Source organism: Pyxidicoccus sp. MSG2 (genome assembly GCF_026626705.1).
Classification (GTDB): domain Bacteria; phylum Myxococcota; class Myxococcia; order Myxococcales; family Myxococcaceae; genus Myxococcus.
Genome location: NZ_JAPNKC010000001.1, coordinates 890,416 through 907,805, shown reverse-complemented (window position 1 = coordinate 907,805; position 17,390 = coordinate 890,416). Strand labels below are relative to the sequence as shown.

The following is a 17,390-nucleotide window of genomic DNA, read 5'->3' as shown; positions in this document are numbered from 1 at the left end:
GTGGATGTGAAGGTCCTGCTGCTCGGTTCCGGAGGCCGTGAGCACGCGCTCGCGTGGAAGCTGTCCCAGAGCCCCCGGCTCACCCGGCTGCTGTGCGGCCCCGGCAACCCGGGCACCGCGCGGCTGGCCACCAACGTCCCGGTGCGCGCCGAAGTGCCGGACGAGGTGGTGGCGCTGGCGAAGCGCGAGGCGGTGGACCTGGTGATGGTGGGGCCGGAGGCGCCGCTGGTGGCGGGCGTGGCGGACGCGCTGGCGAAGGCCGGCATCCCCTGCTTCGGCCCGGTGGCGGGCGCGGCCCTCATCGAGGGCTCCAAGGCCTTCGCGAAGGAAATCATGGCCGAGGCGGGCGTGCCCACCGCGGCCTTCCGCACCTTCACGGACGTGGCTCGGGCAGAAGCCTACGCGGTGGAGCAGGGCCGCATCGTCGTCAAGGCGGACGGGTTGGCCGCGGGCAAGGGCGTCATCGTGGCGCACGACGTGGAGGCCGCCCGGGCGGCGGTGCGCGCGGTGGGCGCCATGGGCGCGGCGGGCCAGACGATGGTCCTGGAGGAGTTGCTGGAGGGCGAGGAGGTCTCCGCCATGGCCCTGTGCGACGGCGAGCGCTACGTCATGCTGCCCCTGTCGCAGGACCACAAGCGGGTGGGAGACGGGGACACGGGGCCCAACACCGGCGGCATGGGCGCGTACAGCCCGGCCCCCTTCCTGACCGACGCGCAATTGGCTGAAGTGGGGGAGCGCGTCGTCGCCCCCACGCTGGCCGTGCTGCGCCGGCGCGGGCTCCCGTTCCGGGGCGTGCTGTACGCGGGGCTGATGCTCACGCGCAGCGGGCCGAAGGTGCTGGAGTTCAACGCGCGCTTCGGCGACCCGGAGACGCAGGTGCTGATGATGCAGCTGGGCGAGGACCTGCTGCCGCTGGTGGACGCATGCGCGAAAGGCCGGCTGGAGCCGCGGCCGCTGGTGTCGAACCCCGGCGCATCGGTGGGCGTGGTGCTGGCCGCGCAGGGCTACCCGGACGCGCCGAGGAAGGGCCAGCGCATCGACGGGCTGGACGCGGTGCCGGCGGACGCCAGGGTGTTCCTCGCGGGCGTGGATGCGAAGGACGGCGCGCTGGTGACGAGCGGCGGCCGGGTGCTGACGGTGTGCGCGCGGGGTGAGGACCTGGCGCAAGCGCGCGAGCGGGCCTACGCGGCGGCGGAGGCGGTGCGCTTCGAGGGCATGCACTTCCGCCGGGACATCGGCGCGCGAGGGATGAAGGCCGCGCCGTGAACCGCGTCTCTCGCTACCTGCTCAGGGAGCTGCTGGTGCCGCTCGGGGTGTGGGTGGCGTTCATGTTCCTGCTCCTGTTCGTCATGCAGTTCCTGCGGGGCACGGACGTGCTGCTGGGCTCCTCGGTGACGCTGGTGGACCTGGGGCGGCTCATTGCCTACCTGGCGCCGCACTTCCTGATGATGGCGCTGCCCATCGCCTTCCTGCTGGCCATCCTCCTGGGGCTGGGGCGGCTGGGAGAAGACAGGGAGCTGACGGCGCTCCAGTCGCTGGGCGTGGGGCCGATGCGCCTGCTGGCCGCGCCGATGGGCGTGGCCGCGACGCTCAGCGCGCTGATGATGCTGATTACCTCCACCGCGCAGCCCTGGGGGCTCACCGGGGTGAAGGAATTGGTGAGCGAGGTCATCCGGAAGAACGTGGTGGGGGACGTGAAGTCCGGCGTCTTCTACGAGGACCTGAGCGACCTGACACTCTACGCGGAGCGGGCGTCGACGGACGGGCGGTGGACGAACGTGCTGCTGCACGACGACCGCGAGGCGAGCGCGCCGCTGCTGGTGCTGGCGCACCGAGGTCAGGTGGGCGTCAGCGGGAAGGGCGAGGTGCTGCGCTTCGCCCTGGAGGACGGCGAGGTCCACCGCTCCGGCCGCGCGGGCGAGGACTACAGCGTCATCCACTTCGACAAGTCGGACATCAGCGTGGGCGTGGGCGTGTCCATGGGCCAGCGCAGCCGCTTCACCTCCGCGAAGGAGGAGCTGACGCCCATGGAGCTCATGCAGGCGGCGGCCGACGCGGAGGCGCAGGGTGGAGACCCGCGCTCGTTCCGCATGGCGCTGCACAACCGGCTGGGCAACGCGCTGGCGCCCATCGCCTTCGCGCTGCTGGGCACGCCGCTGGCCATCGGCCGACGGCAGTCGGGGCGGGCCTGGGGCTATCTGCTGACGCTGGGCGGCTACGTCCTGTACTACCTGCTGAGCCGCGCCTTCGAGCAGATGGGACAGAAGGGGAAGCTGCCGGTGGAGCTGGCCGGGCAGCTGGCCAACGTCATCTTCATGCTGGTGGGCGCGGTGGCCCTCTACCGCGTGAACCGCTCGGGGACGGTCCGGTGAAGGGCACCCTCTTCGGCTACGTGCTGCGCACGTACCTGCGCTTCGCCCTGGGCATCCTCACGGGGCTGGTCGTCATCTTCGTGGTGGTGGACTTCGTGGACCGCGCGAAGTCGTACACCGGGCCCGGCTGGGTGGAGGCCGCGGCGAAGCTGTACGCGTACAAGGCGCTGGTGTCGGTGCAGCAACTGGGGCCCGCCGCGCTGCTCCTGGCCGCGGGGACGGCGGTGTCCGCGCTGCGCAAGCAGGGCGAGGTGACGGCCATCCGCGCCCTGACGTTCGGCCCGTCCGCGTTGTACGTGCCCATCCTCGTGTGCTCGCTGACGGCGTGCGTGGGGCTGGTGGCCTTCGACGAGTGGGTGGCGACGCATGCGGGACGGCGGGTGGATGAAATCACCACCCAGCGCTTCAACCGTGGAGGCGACTGGCGCTTCTACTACACGCCGAAGCAGTGGTTCCGGCGGGGGGACCGCATCTTCTTCCTCCGCTCGGGCAGCGCGCAGGACGGCTTCCGGGACGTGTCCATCTTCACGGTGTCGAAGGAATTCGAGCTGCGCCAGCGCCTGGACGCGGCGGAGATGCACTCGCAGGAGGGCACGCGCTGGCGGCTGGTGGACGTGGTGGACCGCAGCTTCCCCGGCGAGGGCCGCACGTCCGTGAAGCAGCTCGCCGAGGCCGAGTACGATTTGGGCGTGCCGGCCAACGTCTTCCGCATCCGCCCGGGTCGGCCGGAGCAGATGCGTGTGGCGGAGCTGCGGGAGCAGATTGCCGCGCGCAAGGAGGTGGGGCTCGCGACGCGCCAGTTCGAGCTCGCGCTGCACAACCGGTTCGCCTATCCCATGGCGGCGCTGCCCGCGGCGCTGCTGGGCGTGGGGCTGGCGCTGCGCACCAACCGCCGGGGTCACCTGACGGCGGCCATCATCGAGGGGCTGCTCACGGCGGTGGCCATGTGGGGGTTGATGGTGGTCTGCCGCACGCTGGTGCTGACAGAGCGGCTGCCGCCCTTCGTGGCCGCGTGGATGCCCACCTTCCTCCTGGTGCTGGTGGCCGGGGCGGTGTGGCTGCGGCGCGAGGGCCTGCTGCACCTTCCTCGCGGCCGGGTGCTGGTGAGATAGCGTGTCGACCCCCATGGCCTCTGCTCCTCCGCCGACGGTGGACCCACGCCTGCGCCGCGCGGTGGCCGCAGTGCTCGTGGTGTGGGCGGTGGGGCTGGTGCTGGCGGAGGTGGTGCTCCAGGTGGCGGCGGGCGCGGCGGTGCTGCTCGCGGGCGTGCTGGTGGCACGCAAGCGACTGCGGCTGGCGCCGGACGTCCGCGCGTACGTGCTGGCCAGCCTGACGCTGTGCGCGTGGCAGCTCGTGTCGCCCGCGGTGGCGCTGCTGACGGGCGCGGCGCAGAAGTGGCCGCGCGGCTCGCGCTACGGCCAGGTGCTGGACACGGTGGCGGGCGCCGCGGTGGCGTGCATCGGCACGGTGGGCGTGCCGTGGATGCTCCTGGCGGCGGTGGTGGCGGGAGGGTGGATTCTGGCCGCGGCGCTGGGGCTGTTCCAGAACCGGGTGAGGTGGCCGTGGGAGCCTCCCGCGTTCCTCAAGCTGAGCGTGGCGCGCCTGCATGAGAACTTCGGCACGGAGGAGTCGCCGCGCTATGCGGCCGGAGGCTTCTTCTTCCACCGGCTGCGCTTCGCGCACGGGGCCATCGCCCTGCTGGGACCGGCGCTGGCGGTGCTGGGCGGCTCGGAGGTGGCGCGGCGCCGGGCGGTGGCGGGCGTGGTGGTGCTGGGAATGCTGGTGTCCATCTACAACGCCTTCGCGCGGGCAGCGCTGGGCGCGGCGCTGATTGTCAGCGTGGTGGCGCTGCTGCTGCTCGTGCAGGGCCGGACGCGCCGGGTGGGGCTGGCGTTGCTGGCCGTGGTGGTGATGGCGGTGCTGGTGTCACCGGCATGGCGCGCGCGGCTGGGGAAGGCGTTGGGGAACGTCTACGGGGGCGAGCGCGAGCTGGCCATGTCCGTGGGGTGGATTCTGGTCCGCGAGCACCCGCTGACGGGCGTGGGCTTCGGCAACCACCGGACCGCGGCCATGGCCACCGCGGCGCAGACGGGCATCAACGATTTCCTGGCCACGGACTCGCACAACCTCTGGCTGACGGCGTGGGCGGAGACGGGGCTGGTGGGACTGGTACTGCTGGCGGCCATGCACGGCCTGCTGGGACGGGCGCTCATCCGCCGCCACCGCGCGGGCTCGCTGGCGGCCACGGGCGCGCTGCTGTCGTGGGTGGGCTTCCACGTGCTGTCGCTGGTGCACTACCTGCCATTCCATCCCAGCGTGCACCTGTCCTTCGCGCTCGTGTGGGGACTGGGGCTGTGCGAGGGCAGCGGGGTGGTGCGTGATGGGCCCGACTCAACCGCCGCGAGTGCCCGGAGCTGAAGGCGCCTCCAGCACCCGCCGGTACACCGCGAGCGTGCGCCGCGCGCAGTCGTCCCAGGTGAAGCGGGCGGCCCGCTCGCGGCCCAGCTCAATCAACTCGCTGCGCAGCACGTCGTCCCGCAGCACGCGCAGCGTCGTCTCCCGCCACGCCGCCGCGTCGTCGGGGGGCAGCGTCAGCGCCGCGGCGCCCACCACCTCCGGCAGTGCCGTCGCGTTCGCCGCCAGCACCGGGCAGCCCGCCGCCATGGCCTCCAGCGCCGGCAGGCCGAAGCCTTCGTACTTCGACGGAAGCAGCAGCGCCGAGGCCGCGCCGTAGAACAGCGGCATGTCCGCCTCGGGCAGCTCTTCCAAATCCAGCACGTTCTCGTGCAGCCCGAGCTCGTGCGCCACCGCCCCCTTGCCCGCCAGCAGCACCACCGGCACCGGCAGTTCCGGCGCGACGTGCTTCAGCAGCTCCAGGTTCTTGAAGCGCTTCGCGTTGCCCACCGCCGCCACGTAGCGCGCAGGAAGCCCGTGCCGCTCGCGGAAGGCCTTCGCCTCGCCCGGCGTCGCCGGCTGGAAGCGCGCGTCCACTCCGTTGTGGATGACCTGAAACCGATACGGCGACAGGTGGAGGTACTTCGCCAACTCCTCACGCGAGAACTCCGACACCGTCACCAGCGCCGACGCCCGCTTCGCCCTCGGGCCCACCACCACGCGGTAGTAGAGCGACTGCACCGGCGTGTACTGGTCCGCCAGCGCCAGGTGGTTGGCGTCGTGCAGCGTCGCCACCAGCCGCCCGTCCCAGAACAGCGGCATCGAGAACGAGGTGGCGTGGAACGCGTCCGGCTTGAGCTTCATCAGGTCCGCGACCAGCGCGGGCTGCTCGAAAGGGGAGAGGAACCCCGCTCGCGAGCGGTGCAGCGGCATGGGCGGCGTCAGCTCTCCGAGCCCGTCCGGGAGCCCCTGCGGCGCGACCAGCGCGGTGAAGCGCAGGTCAGGCGCGAGCGCCGGCATCCGCCGCGCCAGTTCCAGCGCGTACCGCGCGATTCCATGCAGCCGGCCGCGCACCATGCGCAGGTCGAGGAGGACGTGGGCCACGGCCCTCCGCGTACCACACGTGAGGCCCTCTTGGGGGGCGGGCAGCCGAGCGGCCTGGCCGTCCTTTCGGAACCGAGCGCTTCAGATGCTAGAAGCCCTCCCGTGAAGGTCGCCCTGGTCCACGATTGGCTCGTCACCCACCGCGGGGGAGAGCGCGTCCTCGACGCGCTCTGTGAGGTCCTCCCGGACGCGGACATCTACACCCTCGTCCACAAGCCGGGCAGCCAGTCCCCGGCCATTGAGTCCCGCCGCATCTTCACGTCCTTCCTCCAGCGCATCCCCGGCATCCACGCGCGCTACCGGCACTTCCTCCCGCTGATGCCGCGCGCCATCGAAGCCCTGCGCCTCCAGGACGACTACGACCTGGTCCTCTCCTCCAGCCACTGCGTCGCCAAGGGCCTGCGCACCCCGCCGGGCACGCCGCACCTCAGCTACGTGCACGCGCCCATGCGGTACATGTGGGACCTCTTCGACGACTACTTCGGCCCGGGTCGCGCTCGGCTGCCCGTGCGCGCCGCCGCCCACGCGGTGCGTCCGTGGCTCCAAAGGTGGGACCGTCAGACAGCCTCGGGCGTGCACCGCTTCGTCGCCAACAGCCACCACATCGCCGGGAAGATTCAGCGCTTCTGGGGACGTGAGGCCTCCGTCGTCCACCCGCCGGTGGCCCTGGAGCGCTTCGCCCGGCAGCCGCTGGAAGGAGGCGGGCAGGGCGGCTACTTCCTGTGGCTCGGCGCCTTCGCTCCGTACAAGCGGCTGGACGTGGCGCTGGAGGCGTTCCGCGAATTGGACGCCCCGCTGTGGGTGGTGGGCACGGGCCAGGAGGCCTCGCGCCTCATGTCCGGGCCGGTGCCTCCGCACATCCGCTTCCTCGGCAATGTCAGTGACGACGCGCTGCCGGGCCTCTACCGCGACGCTCGCGCGCTCATCTTCACGCCCGAGGAGGACTTCGGCATCACCCCGCTGGAGGCCCAGGCCACCGGCCGCCCCGTCATCGCCTATGGACGGGGCGGCGTGCTGGAGACGGTGACGTCGCGCACCGGCCTCTTCTTCTCCGAGCAGACGCCCGCCGCGCTCGCCGCCGCCGTGCGCCAGTTCGAGGCATGGGAGCCCGGCTTCCGCCCCGAGGACGCTCGCTCGCAGGCCGAGCGCTTCAGCCGCGCCGCCTTCCAGCGCGCCATGCTCGCCGAGGTGGAGAACCTCCTCAGGCTGGGGAAGTCCTCCCCAGCCCGCGCCGCTGGGGTGTGACGCCGCTGTCAGTCACCCCTCCAGCTTCCGTGGTCCCCCACCGTTTCCCACCTCACTCTGTGGGGGAGGGGTCACTGCAACCCATTGGTTTCACGCGTTTTCCCGTGCTAGGACACGCGCCCGTCACAGGGTGTTGGGCAATTCGCGTGCTCGTCGGCATGGGGTGCGAGTCTTGCAGCGGGTGGGCCGCCCGTTGACCAGGTTACAGGAGTCCCGCGGTGTTCAGTCGTCTCCAGCGGTTCTACACGTCTATCAAGATTGTCGCGGACATGGTGATGCTCGCGGTGGCGTTCGGCCTCGCGTACGCCACGCGTTTCTCCGGCCTGTTCCCCATCACCGAGGGGATTCCGCCCTGGGACGACACGCTCGTCTCGCTGCTGATGGTGCTGTTCATCTTCCCGGTGACGTTCAAGCAGTCGCGCCTGTACGCGACGAACCGGGCGCGCACCAACACGGGTGAGGTGTTCGAGGTCTTCAAGTCCACCATCACCGCGACGCTCATCCTGGTGGCGGCGACGTACTTCGCGCGCGAGCGCTACTCGCGTCTCACGCTGGTCATCTTCGTCGGCTACGCCTTCGTGCTGGTGACGTGCAACCGGCTGCTGTTCCGCTGGGTGCTGAGTGAAATCCGCCGGCGCGGCCACAACCTCAAGTCCATCCTCGTCATCGGCGCGGGGGACCTGGGCCAGCGTGTGATTGAAACGGTGGAGGGCCACCGCGAGCTGGGCTTCCGGGTGACGGGCGTGCTCACGCTGCGGCCGGAGAAGGTGGGCCAGTACGTGGGCGGCGTGCGCGTCATCGGCCACGTGGACTCGGTGAATGCGACGCTGGACGCTCAGCCGGTGGACCAGGTCATCATCGCGCTGCCCCTGGAGGACCAGGCGCACGTGAAGCGGCTGATGGAGCAACTGGCGCTGCGCACGGTGGACGTCCGGGTGGTGCCGGACCTGTACCAGTACATCACCCTCTACGGCGGCCTGGAGGAGTTCGGCGGGCTGCCCATCATCCGCCTCCAGGGCGACCCCATGGAGGGCTGGAGCCGGGTGACGAAGCGGGCCTTCGACATCCTCTTCGCGCTGGTGGCCATCCTCATCACCTCGCCGCTGATGCTGGCCACGGCGCTGGCGGTGCGGCTGAGCAGCCGCGGCCCCGTGCTCTTCCGCCAGGAGCGCATGGGCATGGACGGGCGCACCTTCCCCATCCTCAAGTTCCGCACCATGCGCGTGGACGCGGAGCACTCCGGCGCGATGATGGCCTGCCCGGGCGACACGCGCCGTACGGCCATTGGCACCTTCCTGCGCAAGTACTCGCTGGACGAGCTGCCCCAGTTCTTCAACGTGCTGCTGGGCGACATGAGCCTTGTGGGCCCGCGCCCCGAGCGCCCCGTCTTCATCGAGGAGTTCAAGCGGCAGATTCCGCGCTACCACCTGCGTCACAAGGTGAAGGCGGGCATCACCGGCTGGGCGCAGATCAACGGCCTGCGCGGCCAGACGTCCATCCAGAAGCGCATCGAGTACGACCTGTACTACATCGAGAACTGGTCGCTGCTGATGGACCTGAAGATTCTCGTGCGCACCGCGCTCGGCGGCTTCCTGTCGAAGAACGCGTACTGACCGGCTTGCCGGCGCGGCCGTGGCGAAGGTCCGGGAGGACCTGGCCTCGGCGGCCGCCTGGAGTGGGGCGCGGTAGGCAAGCGCCCACTGAATTCTTCACCGGGAGCATTTGCGGCGCGGCGGGGTGTGCGGGCCAGCGAGCAGGCAGGGTGAAAGGGCCATGCCGGGGCTTCGGGGGAGGTGTGCGGGACAGGAAGCCGTCTACAATCGGCTCGGCATGGCCGAAAAGCTCGGGGCACTCCTGGTCCGCAAGGGCCTCATCACGCAGTCGCAGCTCGACGAGGCCCTCAAGGCCCAGCTCATCTACGGTGGGCGGCTGGGGACCAACCTCGTCGAGCTGGACATCATCGACATCGACACGCTGGCCATGGTGCTGGGGGAGCAGTCGCGCTACCCCATCGCGCAGGAAGCGGACTTCGCGGCGGTGACGGACGCGACGCTGGCGCTGTTGTCGGCCGCGTTGGCGGAGAAGCACCAGGCCTTCCCCCTGGGGCAGGAGGGGCGGCGGCTCAAGGTGGCCATGGTGAACCCCATGGAGCTGCGGGACACGGACGCGCTCAGTTTCGCAACCGGGTTGCGCATCGTCCCGTATGTCGCGCCCGAGCTCCGGGTGTTCCACTTCCAGGCCCAGCGCTACGACCTCAAGCGGGAGTCGCGGTACATCCGGCTCGAGCCCACCCGGCGCCCCGCCCAGGCCCAGTCCGGGGCCACGCAGGCTCCCGCGAGCGCGCAGCAGCGAGTGTCCGCGGCTTCGCTGCCCCCCGCGCCCGTGCGTCCCGAGCCGTCGTCCGACGGAATCTTCGGTGGGCTCGCTCCGGGCCAGTACCTCAGCGACGACGCGGAAGCGGACGCGGGTGAGCCGTCCGAGGTGCGATGGGCGCCGGCCGCTTCCGGCAATGAGCATCTCTCGGGCTATCTGGCTCCCCCCGCGCCGCCGGTGGCGATGATCGACCTGGGCGAGGATGGTGAGATGCGCGTGTCGAGTCCGGTGCCGTCCGGACCGCCGGTGCTGACGGCGCAGGGGGACGGCCGGCCTCCGGCGCCTCCACAGCTCATGCCCGTGGACAAGGCTCGTGGCCCGCAGGGCGCTCCGGGGGGCCGTCCCTCTTCGCCGCCGCGACTCACGCCGCCGGAGCTGCCACGGTTGGAGATGATGCCTCCGCTCGAGCCGGACGCCGAGCCGGCGGAAGAGCTCGACGTGCTGGAGGATGGCGTCATCGAGGAGGACGCGCCGGTGGTCGCTGGCGTTGCGGCCGGGTCGCCGATGTTGGGGGTCGCGACGCAGTCGGAGTCCGTGCCCGCGGGCGTGCGGGCCACGCCTCCTCCGTTCGGGCATGCGCAGGCCGTGCCTCCGCGAATGGCCGCTTCGGTGGGAAATGCTCCGTCCGCCGAGGCGCCTGTCGTCGCCGCGGGCTCGCAGCCGCCGGGCATGGTGGCGCGTCAGGCTGGAGGGCCGCCGCAGCCTCCGGGGATGAATCGTGCTCCGCAGGCACCCGTCCCCCCCGCTCCGATTCAGCCGCATGCGGCGGGGCCGGCTCGGCCCGTGCCTCCGCAGGGCGGGCCCGTTGGGATGGAGGGGCCTCCGGGGATGGTTGCGAGACCCGCCCCGGCTCCGGAGCTGGCCGCGGTGCCGCCGGGAATGACGGGCGCCGCGCGGCCTCCGTCGAGGACGGGACTGCCCGCGGTGCCGGGGCCCCAGGGGGCCGTTCCCCCGGGCATGGCGCGTCCGCCGGCTCCGCCTCCGGGGCAGGCGCAGCAGCAGCCCACGGCTCCGCAAGGCGCGGCGCCGCGTCCTCCCGGAGCGCCGCAGCCTCCGATGATGGGGCGGCCCACGCCTCCGCCAGGGGTGGCTGCTCCGCAACCTCCGGGCATGGCGCCCAGGGGCATGCCGCCCGCGATGGCGCAGGGCGGGGCGATGCCTCCCCAGTCCATGGGACCTGTTCCTCCGCACCCCGCGAACGCGCCCATGGCGCCTCCGCCTGGCGCGAGGCCTCCGCAGGCCGTCGGGCCCGTGCCTCCGCAGTCGGGAGCGCCGATGGGACCGCCTCCGGGGATGGTGGCGCAGGGCTCTGTGCCTCCGCCGCCGCCGGGAGCACCGATGGGAGCGCCTCCGGGGATGATGGCGCAGGGCTCCGTGCCCGTGCCGCCGCCGCCGGGAGCGCCTCCGGGGATGGTGGCGCAGGGAGCGCGTCCTCCCGCGATGCCGGGTGCACCGATGCCTCCGGGCGCCGCACGGCCTCCGATGCCTCCGGGCGCGATGATGCCTCCCGGTGCGGGCGGGCCTCCGATGCCAGCCCAGGGGAGGCCGATGGCTCCGGGGATGATGCCCGGGGCTCCGGTTCCTCCGGGAGCTCCGATGGGTGCGCATCCGGGAATGCCCCCGCGCCAGGGGCCGCCTCCAGGTGGCCCGGTGCCTCCCCCGGGCGCCCGTGGGCCCGGCATGCCTCCGGGACCGCAAGGTCCGGCCATGCCGATGGGTGGGCAGCCCATGCCCCCGCGTCCACCCCAGGCGGGCATGGCTCCTCCCATGCCGCCACGGCCCGGAGAGGCCCCGCCGGCTCGCGTGTCCGGTCCTCCGATGGGCATGCCCACCGCGGCGCATCCGGGAATGCCCCAGGTGCCGCCGGGGATGTCGCCCGCGGCTCCGCGGGCCCCCGAGCTCTCGCCGGTGGCGCACGCAACATCGGCGCCCGCGTCGGAACAACAGAAGCTGTCGCACGGCGTGGACCTCGTCGCCGCTGCCTCGTCCGAGGTGGTGGAGGATGTCGCGGCGCGCGCGCCTGTCACGGCGGCCAAGGACGCGAACCCGTCGCAACCCGAGGATGCAGTCGCGTCGGCGGCCTCCTTGCCGATGCGGGAGGCTGCTCCGGAGGAGGTGCTCGCGGGTGAGCTCCTGCCTGATGAGCCCGGCGCCGCGGCGATGGTTGAGGCCGGAAGCACCAGCAGCGCGAGCCCTGCGCCCGAGGTCACGGCTCCTGTTGACGCCCATCCGTCCGCGTCCATGACCGGCTCGCCAGCATCCGAGGTGCTCGCTGCCTCCGTCGCCAGCGCGGAGCCCGTGGCGATGGGCCGTGCGGAGCAGGGGACCGCGCCCGTTGCCGCGAATTCGGAAGTGGCTGCTCCGAGCGCCCCCGACAGCGACACCGTGGCTCCTTCCGAGCCGGTGCTCGACCTCGCTGTCACCGACCCGGTGACGCAGTTGCCGACCGACGAAGGCGTTCGCGCAGCCGAGTCGCCCACGGGCAGCCTCGCGGCTGACAACGAAGCTGCCCCCATGACTGCCCGGATGGCGGTTGCCGGCGCGGCAGCAGACGCCTCCGCGAGCGCGCATGTGGCAGCCAGCGAGGATGCCGTTGTCACCGCGGCCTCCACTTCCTCCGTGGCTGCCTCCATTCGTGGCAGCGAGGATGCAGCGTCGGAGTTGTCCGAGGCCGCGACTCCGATGGCCGCCGCGAACGGCGAGCCGCACGAAGAGGTGGGCTCCGTCGAATCGCCTGCGGCTGCTTCGAGTGGTCGGAGCGAAGTCGCCACGGCCGAGCACACCACGGCCTATGGCTTCGCCTTGCCCGCGGATGCGCTCGGCGAGGAGGACGAATCGCAGCAGGAGGCGGCCCGTCTGTCTTCAGCATCGGGCACGCTGGACGGGGGCGGGGCTCCTGCCGCCGTGGTAGCGCCGGAGGCCGCGAACCTCACGGAGGCGCGGGTCGAAGCCACGCCTTCGCTTCGAGCAGACGCTGATGCTGACGGCTCGGCGTCCACCCCTGGCACAGCCACGCCGCTGGTTGCGCAGGCCCAGCCGGAAACACAGCAGAGCGAGGCGCTCACCGGCGCCATCGACACGGCGGGTGCGGATGCTGCCTCCACGAAGTCAGCGTTGGCCTCGGTCGACGCGGGCATCGAGCAGGCTGTCCCCGCCCACCCCGACGCGGAAGCTGCATCGAGCACCATCGCGTCCCTGGCTCGCGACGCCGGGCCCGCAGTCGATGCCGCCGCGATGCCCCCGGTCAGTGCTTCCGCTGAGCACGCCGCCACGGACCTCGTCCACACGGAGTCTGGGACTCCCGCCTCGCACGAGGTCCCTGCCACTGTCGAGCACGTCGCCGCGGCTGTTCGACACGACGCAGAAACGGGGTCGGACGCAGAGCCCGCTGCTGTCGCTACGAGCCATGTCGACAACAGGGACAGCGGGTCGCACGAAGTTCGCGCCTCCGACGACCGTGTCGCCGCGGCTCATGGCAACACGGAGGCCCTGTCACACGAAGACCGCGCCGCCGCCGAGCACGCTGCGTCGGCCCTCGCCCATGTGGAGACCACGTCGCACGCCGACCGCGCTTCGGTTGAGCACGCCGCCTCGGTCGACGCCCATGCGGAGACCGCGTCCGACGCGCACGCCGCCTCGGCTCATGCAGAGACCGCATCGCACGCGGGCCCCGCCTCCAACGAGCACGCCGCTCCGGCTCATGCCCATGCGGAGACCGCATCGCACGCGGGCTCCGCCTCCAACGAGCACGCCGCTCCGGCTCATGCCCATGCGGAGACCGTGTCGCACGCGGGCCCCGTCTCCAACGCGCAAGCCGCTCCGGCTCAAGCCCATGCAGAGCTCGCGTCGCACGCGGTCCCCGCCTCCGACGTGCACTCCACCTCGGCCCACACTCATGCGGAGACCGTGTCGCACGCGGCCCCCGCCTCCGACGCGCAAGCCGCCCCGGTCCAGGCTCATGCGGACACCGCATCGCACGCGGACCCTGCGCACGTCGCTACGTCCCGTCCCGACGCGGAGACCGAAGCGCACGCGGACCCTGCTCCCATCGCCGCGGCCCGTCTCAACGTAGAGGCGGATTCGCACGCCACCGCCATGCCGCCCGCCGACGCCGTGCCTGGCGCGACGTCGCCCGAGGCACCCACCGCTGTTCTCACACTGGTGGCCCCGCTCGAGTCCGTGAAGCCCGCTCCGCGAGCCCCCATCGAGCTCGATGACGTCCCGGCCTCGCCCAACGAGACGATGGAGCTCGCGTCCACCTGGGAGTTCGTGGGCTGGCAGGGCGGCGAGAGCAACGGCACCATCGGCCACACGGCCGAGACGACCTGGGCGGACCGTGCCGTGGACCTCGACGGTCCCGCTGTCTCCGCCGCGCCCACCGAGCCCACCGCGGGCGAGGTGCCGCTGGCCTCTGCCTGGGATTTCATCCCGCAGCCGTGGCAGCCCCCGGTGGATCAGTCCGAGCTCGTCAGCTCCCTCCTGGCCGCGGCCAGCGCCTCCACGGACATGCCGTCCTCCGGGCCCGCGGTGACGGCGGAGCAGGTCCTCGCGGCGCTCGACGGGGTGGGGACGCAGGGCACGCTCGGCAAGGTGCTGCTCGCGTACTGCGCGGGACGCTTCCGGCGTGCGTTCCTGCTCGGAGAGAGCCTCGGCCTCGCGCGGGTGGGGCATGCCTGGGGCCCGGGCAGCGACAGCCCGGCGGTGTCCGCGCTCAAGGTGGACCTCGAGGCCCCGTCGCTGCTCACCGTTGCCATCGCGGCCGGCGCCGGTCCCAGCGTCTTCAACGCCCCGGTCAGCGCGCAGGACGAGGCCATCTTCTCCGCGCTCGGTGGGGAAGCGTCCTCGCAACTGCTGGTCGCCACGGTCCGCAGCCGAGGCCGTCCCGTCGCCTTCGTCATCGCGGACCAGGGCGCGGAGCCCGTCGACACCTCGGCGCTGGACGAACTCACCCGCGTCATCGACAAGGCCTCGGCGGCCTACGACCGCCTCCCCTCTGCGCGAGGCGCCTGAGGCAAGCAGGGAAGGGTGAAACGCAGAAGGGCTCCGGAGCGATGCGCTCCGGAGCCCTTTTCACTTCAAGCGCGCTGTGCCCGGCTCAACTGCAGCCGCTGGTGGCGCCGCAGTTGCCGCACTTGTAGCAGGCACCGCTGCGCACCATGATCGCTCCGCACGTGTGGCACGGCGGGGCGTCCGCCTGGTTGAGCCACGTGGCGCGCAGCCCCGACACGGGCGGCGGCGCGGACACCACCTCGGCGGGCAGGGCCGCCTGCGCCGGCGCCACTTCCACCGGAGCCAGCACCGCGTCCTCCGACTCGTCCTGCTTCGGCAGGAACTTCAGCTCCAGCCAGCGGAAGATGTAGTCGGTAATCGACTTGGCGATGGGGATGGCCGGGTTGCCGGTGAAGCCGCTCGGCTCGAAGCGGGTGTGGCTGAGCTTGTCCACCAGCACCTTCAGCGGCACGCCGTACTGGAGCGCCAGGGACACGCTGGTGGCGAAGCTGTCCATCAGCCCGCTCACCACCGAGCCCTCCTTCGCCATGACGATGAACAGCTCGCCCGGCGTCCCGTCCTCGTACATGCCCACCGTCAGGTAGCCCTCGTGGCCACCGATGGAGAACTTGTGCGTGATGGACCGGCGCTCGTCCGGCAGGCGCCGCCGCACCGCGCGGGGCTCCGGCTTCACGGCCGGCTGGACCGCGGGCTCGGCCACCCTGGCCTTGGTGTCCTTCACCGCGTCCTTCGACGTGTTGAGCGGCTGCGTGCGCTTGCACCCATCGCGGTACACGGCGATGGCCTTGAGGCCGCGCTTCCAGGCCTCCAGGTACGCCTTCTCGATGTCCTCCACCGTGGCGTTCGACGGCATGTTCACCGTCTTGGAGATGGCGCCCGAGAGGAACGGCTGGCACGCCTCCATCATCTGGATGTGCCCCATCCACCCGATGCTGCGCTGGCCGCGCGCGGGCTTGAAGGCGCAGTCGAACACCGGCAGGTGCTCGGCCTTCAGGAACGGAGCGCCCTCAATCGTCTCCTGCTTGTCCAGGTAGCTGATGATGTCCTGCGCCTGCGTCTGGGGGTAGCCCAGCTTCTCCAGCGCCAGCGGCACCGTCTGGTTGACGATCTTCAGCATGCCGCCGCCCACCAGCTTCTTGTACTTGATGAGCGCGATGTCCGGCTCGATGCCGGTGGTGTCGCAGTCCATCATGAAGCCGATGGTCCCCGTGGGGGCCAGCACCGTCACCTGGCTGTTGCGGAAGCCGTGCTCCTCGCCGAGCGCCAGCGCCGCGTCCCAGGCCTCCTTCTGCGCCTCGTACAGGTCCTCGCTCACGCCCTCCGGCGCGATGTTGTACGCCGCCTTGCGGTGCTTGCGGATGACACCCAGCATGGGGTCCGCGTTCTTCGCGTAGCCGGCGAACGCGCCCTTCTTCTCCGCCAGTCGCGCGCTCATCGCGTACGCCTCGCCGCACATCAGCGACGTGATCGCGCCCGCGTAGTTGCGGCCAGCGGGGGAGTCGTACGGCAGGCCCGTGGCCATCAGCAGCGCGCCCAGGTTCGCGAAGCCCAGGCCCAGCGGGCGGAAGTCGTGGCTGTTCTTCTCGATGCGCTCGGTGGGATAGCGCGAGAAGCCGACGATGATTTCCTGCGCCATCAGCATGATGTCCACGGCGTGCCGGAAGGCCGTGACGTCGAAGTCGCCGTCGATGGTGCGGAAGTGCATCAGGTTCAGGGACGCCAGGTTGCAGGCCGAGTCGTCCAGGAACATGTACTCCGAGCACGGGTTGGACGCGTTGATGCGCGCCGTGCCCGAGCACGTGTGCCAGCCATTCACGGTGCTGTCGAACTGCAGGCCCGGGTCGCCGCTCAGGTGCGCCGCCTCGGCGATTTCGCGGAACAGGTCTCGCGCCCGGTACGTGTCCAGGGGCCGGCCGTCGCGCACCGCCTTCGTCGTCCACGCGCCGTCGCTGACCACCGCCTTCATGAAGTCGTCGGTGACGCGCACCGAATTGTTCGAGTTCTGGAAGAAGACCGACGAGTAGGCCTCGCCGTTGAACGACGGGTCATAGCCCGCGTCGATGAGCGCCCAGGCCTTCTTCTCCTCGGCGGACTTGCAGCGGATGAACTCGAGGATGTCCGGGTGGTCGGCGTTGAGGATGACCATCTTCGCCGCGCGGCGCGTCTTGCCGCCGCTCTTGATGACGCCGGCGAAGGCGTCGAAGCCCTTCATGAAGGACACCGGGCCGGACGCGGTGCCGCCGCCGGCCAGCAGCTCCTTGCTGCCGCGGATGGTGGACAGGTTGCTGCCCGTGCCGCTGCCGTACTTGAAGAGCATGCCCTCCGTGCGCGCCAGCGTGAGGATGGAGTCCATGTTGTCCTCCACGCTGTTGATGAAGCACGCGGAGCACTGCGGCTGCGCCTCCACGCCCACGTTGAACCAGACGGGCGAGTTGAACGACGCCTTCTGCCGCAGCAGCAGGTGCGTCAACTCCGCGTGGAACGTCTCGCGGACCGTGTCGTTGGCGAAGTAGCCACCCTGCACGCCCCACTGGGTGAGGGTGTCCACCACGCGCGCCACCAGCCTGCGCACGCTCGTCTCGCGCTCCGGCGTGCCCGGCGTGCCGCGGAAGTACTTCGACGCCACGACGTTCGTCGCCAGCATCGACCAGGACTTCGGAACCTCGATGTTCTTCTGCTCGAAGACGGCCTTGCCGTCCTCGCCGGTGATGCTGGCGCTGCGGTATTCCCACGCCAGCTCGTCCGCGGGGTCCACGCCCGGCGTCGTGAAGAAGCGCTCCACGGTCAGTCCCGTAGCCGCCGCGCGCCCCTTTCGCCCGTTGCGTCGCTCCTTCCCGTTCACCGACGGCTTCGAGCTCAGCTCCTTGTCCATGTCACGACCTCCACGGGGGT

General features: G+C 71.5%; 9 protein-coding genes. 7 read left to right on the top strand and 2 right to left on the bottom strand.

Annotated features, from left to right (window positions below; translation table 11 throughout):
• The 4 genes from purD to OV427_RS03825 are packed head-to-tail and all read left to right on the top strand — an operon-like array spanning position 1 to position 4,790.
• On the top strand, positions 1 to 1,266 hold the full coding sequence (gene purD, locus OV427_RS03840) for a phosphoribosylamine--glycine ligase (RefSeq protein WP_267854749.1): 1,266 nt from the start codon (positions 1 to 3) through the stop codon (positions 1,264 to 1,266).
• Positions 1,263 to 2,372, top strand: coding sequence for an LptF/LptG family permease (locus tag OV427_RS03835; RefSeq protein ID WP_267854748.1), 1,110 nt, complete (start codon positions 1,263 to 1,265; stop codon positions 2,370 to 2,372). The genes purD and OV427_RS03835 overlap by 4 nt, the downstream gene beginning before the upstream one ends.
• A complete protein-coding gene (locus OV427_RS03830; RefSeq protein WP_267854747.1) occupies positions 2,369 to 3,484 on the top strand; it encodes an LptF/LptG family permease in 1,116 nt (371 codons plus the stop codon). Before OV427_RS03835 ends, OV427_RS03830 begins: the two co-directional genes overlap by 4 nt.
• Before the next feature lies 1 nt (position 3,485).
• Positions 3,486 to 4,790 carry an O-antigen ligase family protein gene (locus OV427_RS03825; protein ID WP_324289924.1) on the top strand — a complete coding sequence of 435 codons (1,305 nt, stop codon included), beginning with the start codon at positions 3,486 to 3,488 and terminating at the stop codon, positions 4,788 to 4,790.
• On the opposite strand, the gene OV427_RS03820 is transcribed toward OV427_RS03825, so the two are convergent.
• Entirely contained in the window at positions 4,764 to 5,870 is a 1,107-nt protein-coding gene (locus OV427_RS03820) for a glycosyltransferase family 4 protein (protein ID WP_420718245.1), read from the bottom strand. The genes OV427_RS03825 and OV427_RS03820 overlap by 27 nt on opposite strands.
• Before the next feature lie 102 nt (positions 5,871 to 5,972).
• On the opposite strand from OV427_RS03820, the gene OV427_RS03815 reads away from it, so the two are divergent.
• From OV427_RS03815 to OV427_RS03805, 3 genes are all read left to right on the top strand, one after another.
• Positions 5,973 to 7,115 (top strand): glycosyltransferase, encoded by a 1,143-nt coding sequence (locus OV427_RS03815; RefSeq protein ID WP_267854746.1) that lies wholly within the window; start codon positions 5,973 to 5,975, stop codon positions 7,113 to 7,115.
• A 218-nt stretch (positions 7,116 to 7,333) separates the two neighbouring features.
• The gene (locus OV427_RS03810; protein WP_267854745.1) at positions 7,334 to 8,728 is read left to right on the top strand and encodes an undecaprenyl-phosphate glucose phosphotransferase; all 1,395 of its coding nucleotides are present in this window, start codon (positions 7,334 to 7,336) and stop codon (positions 8,726 to 8,728) included.
• A gap of 217 nt (positions 8,729 to 8,945) precedes the next feature.
• On the top strand, positions 8,946 to 14,498 hold the full coding sequence (locus OV427_RS03805) for a hypothetical protein (protein WP_267854744.1): 5,553 nt from the start codon (positions 8,946 to 8,948) through the stop codon (positions 14,496 to 14,498).
• 85 nt (positions 14,499 to 14,583) lie between these two features.
• On the opposite strand, the gene OV427_RS03800 is transcribed toward OV427_RS03805, so the two are convergent.
• Positions 14,584 to 17,370 (bottom strand): vitamin B12-dependent ribonucleotide reductase, encoded by a 2,787-nt coding sequence (locus OV427_RS03800; protein ID WP_267854743.1) that lies wholly within the window; start codon positions 17,368 to 17,370, stop codon positions 14,584 to 14,586.
• Positions 17,371 to 17,390: the final 20 nt, after the last annotated feature.

Excerpts from the sequence above, each read along its gene's own strand:
- OV427_RS03800 (WP_267854743.1), bottom strand. The coding sequence starts at position 17,370 with ATGGACAAGGAGCTGAGCTCGAAGCCGTCGGTGAACGGGAAGGAGCGA.
- OV427_RS03805 (WP_267854744.1), top strand. The coding sequence starts at position 8,946 with ATGGCCGAAAAGCTCGGGGCACTCCTGGTCCGCAAGGGCCTCATCACG.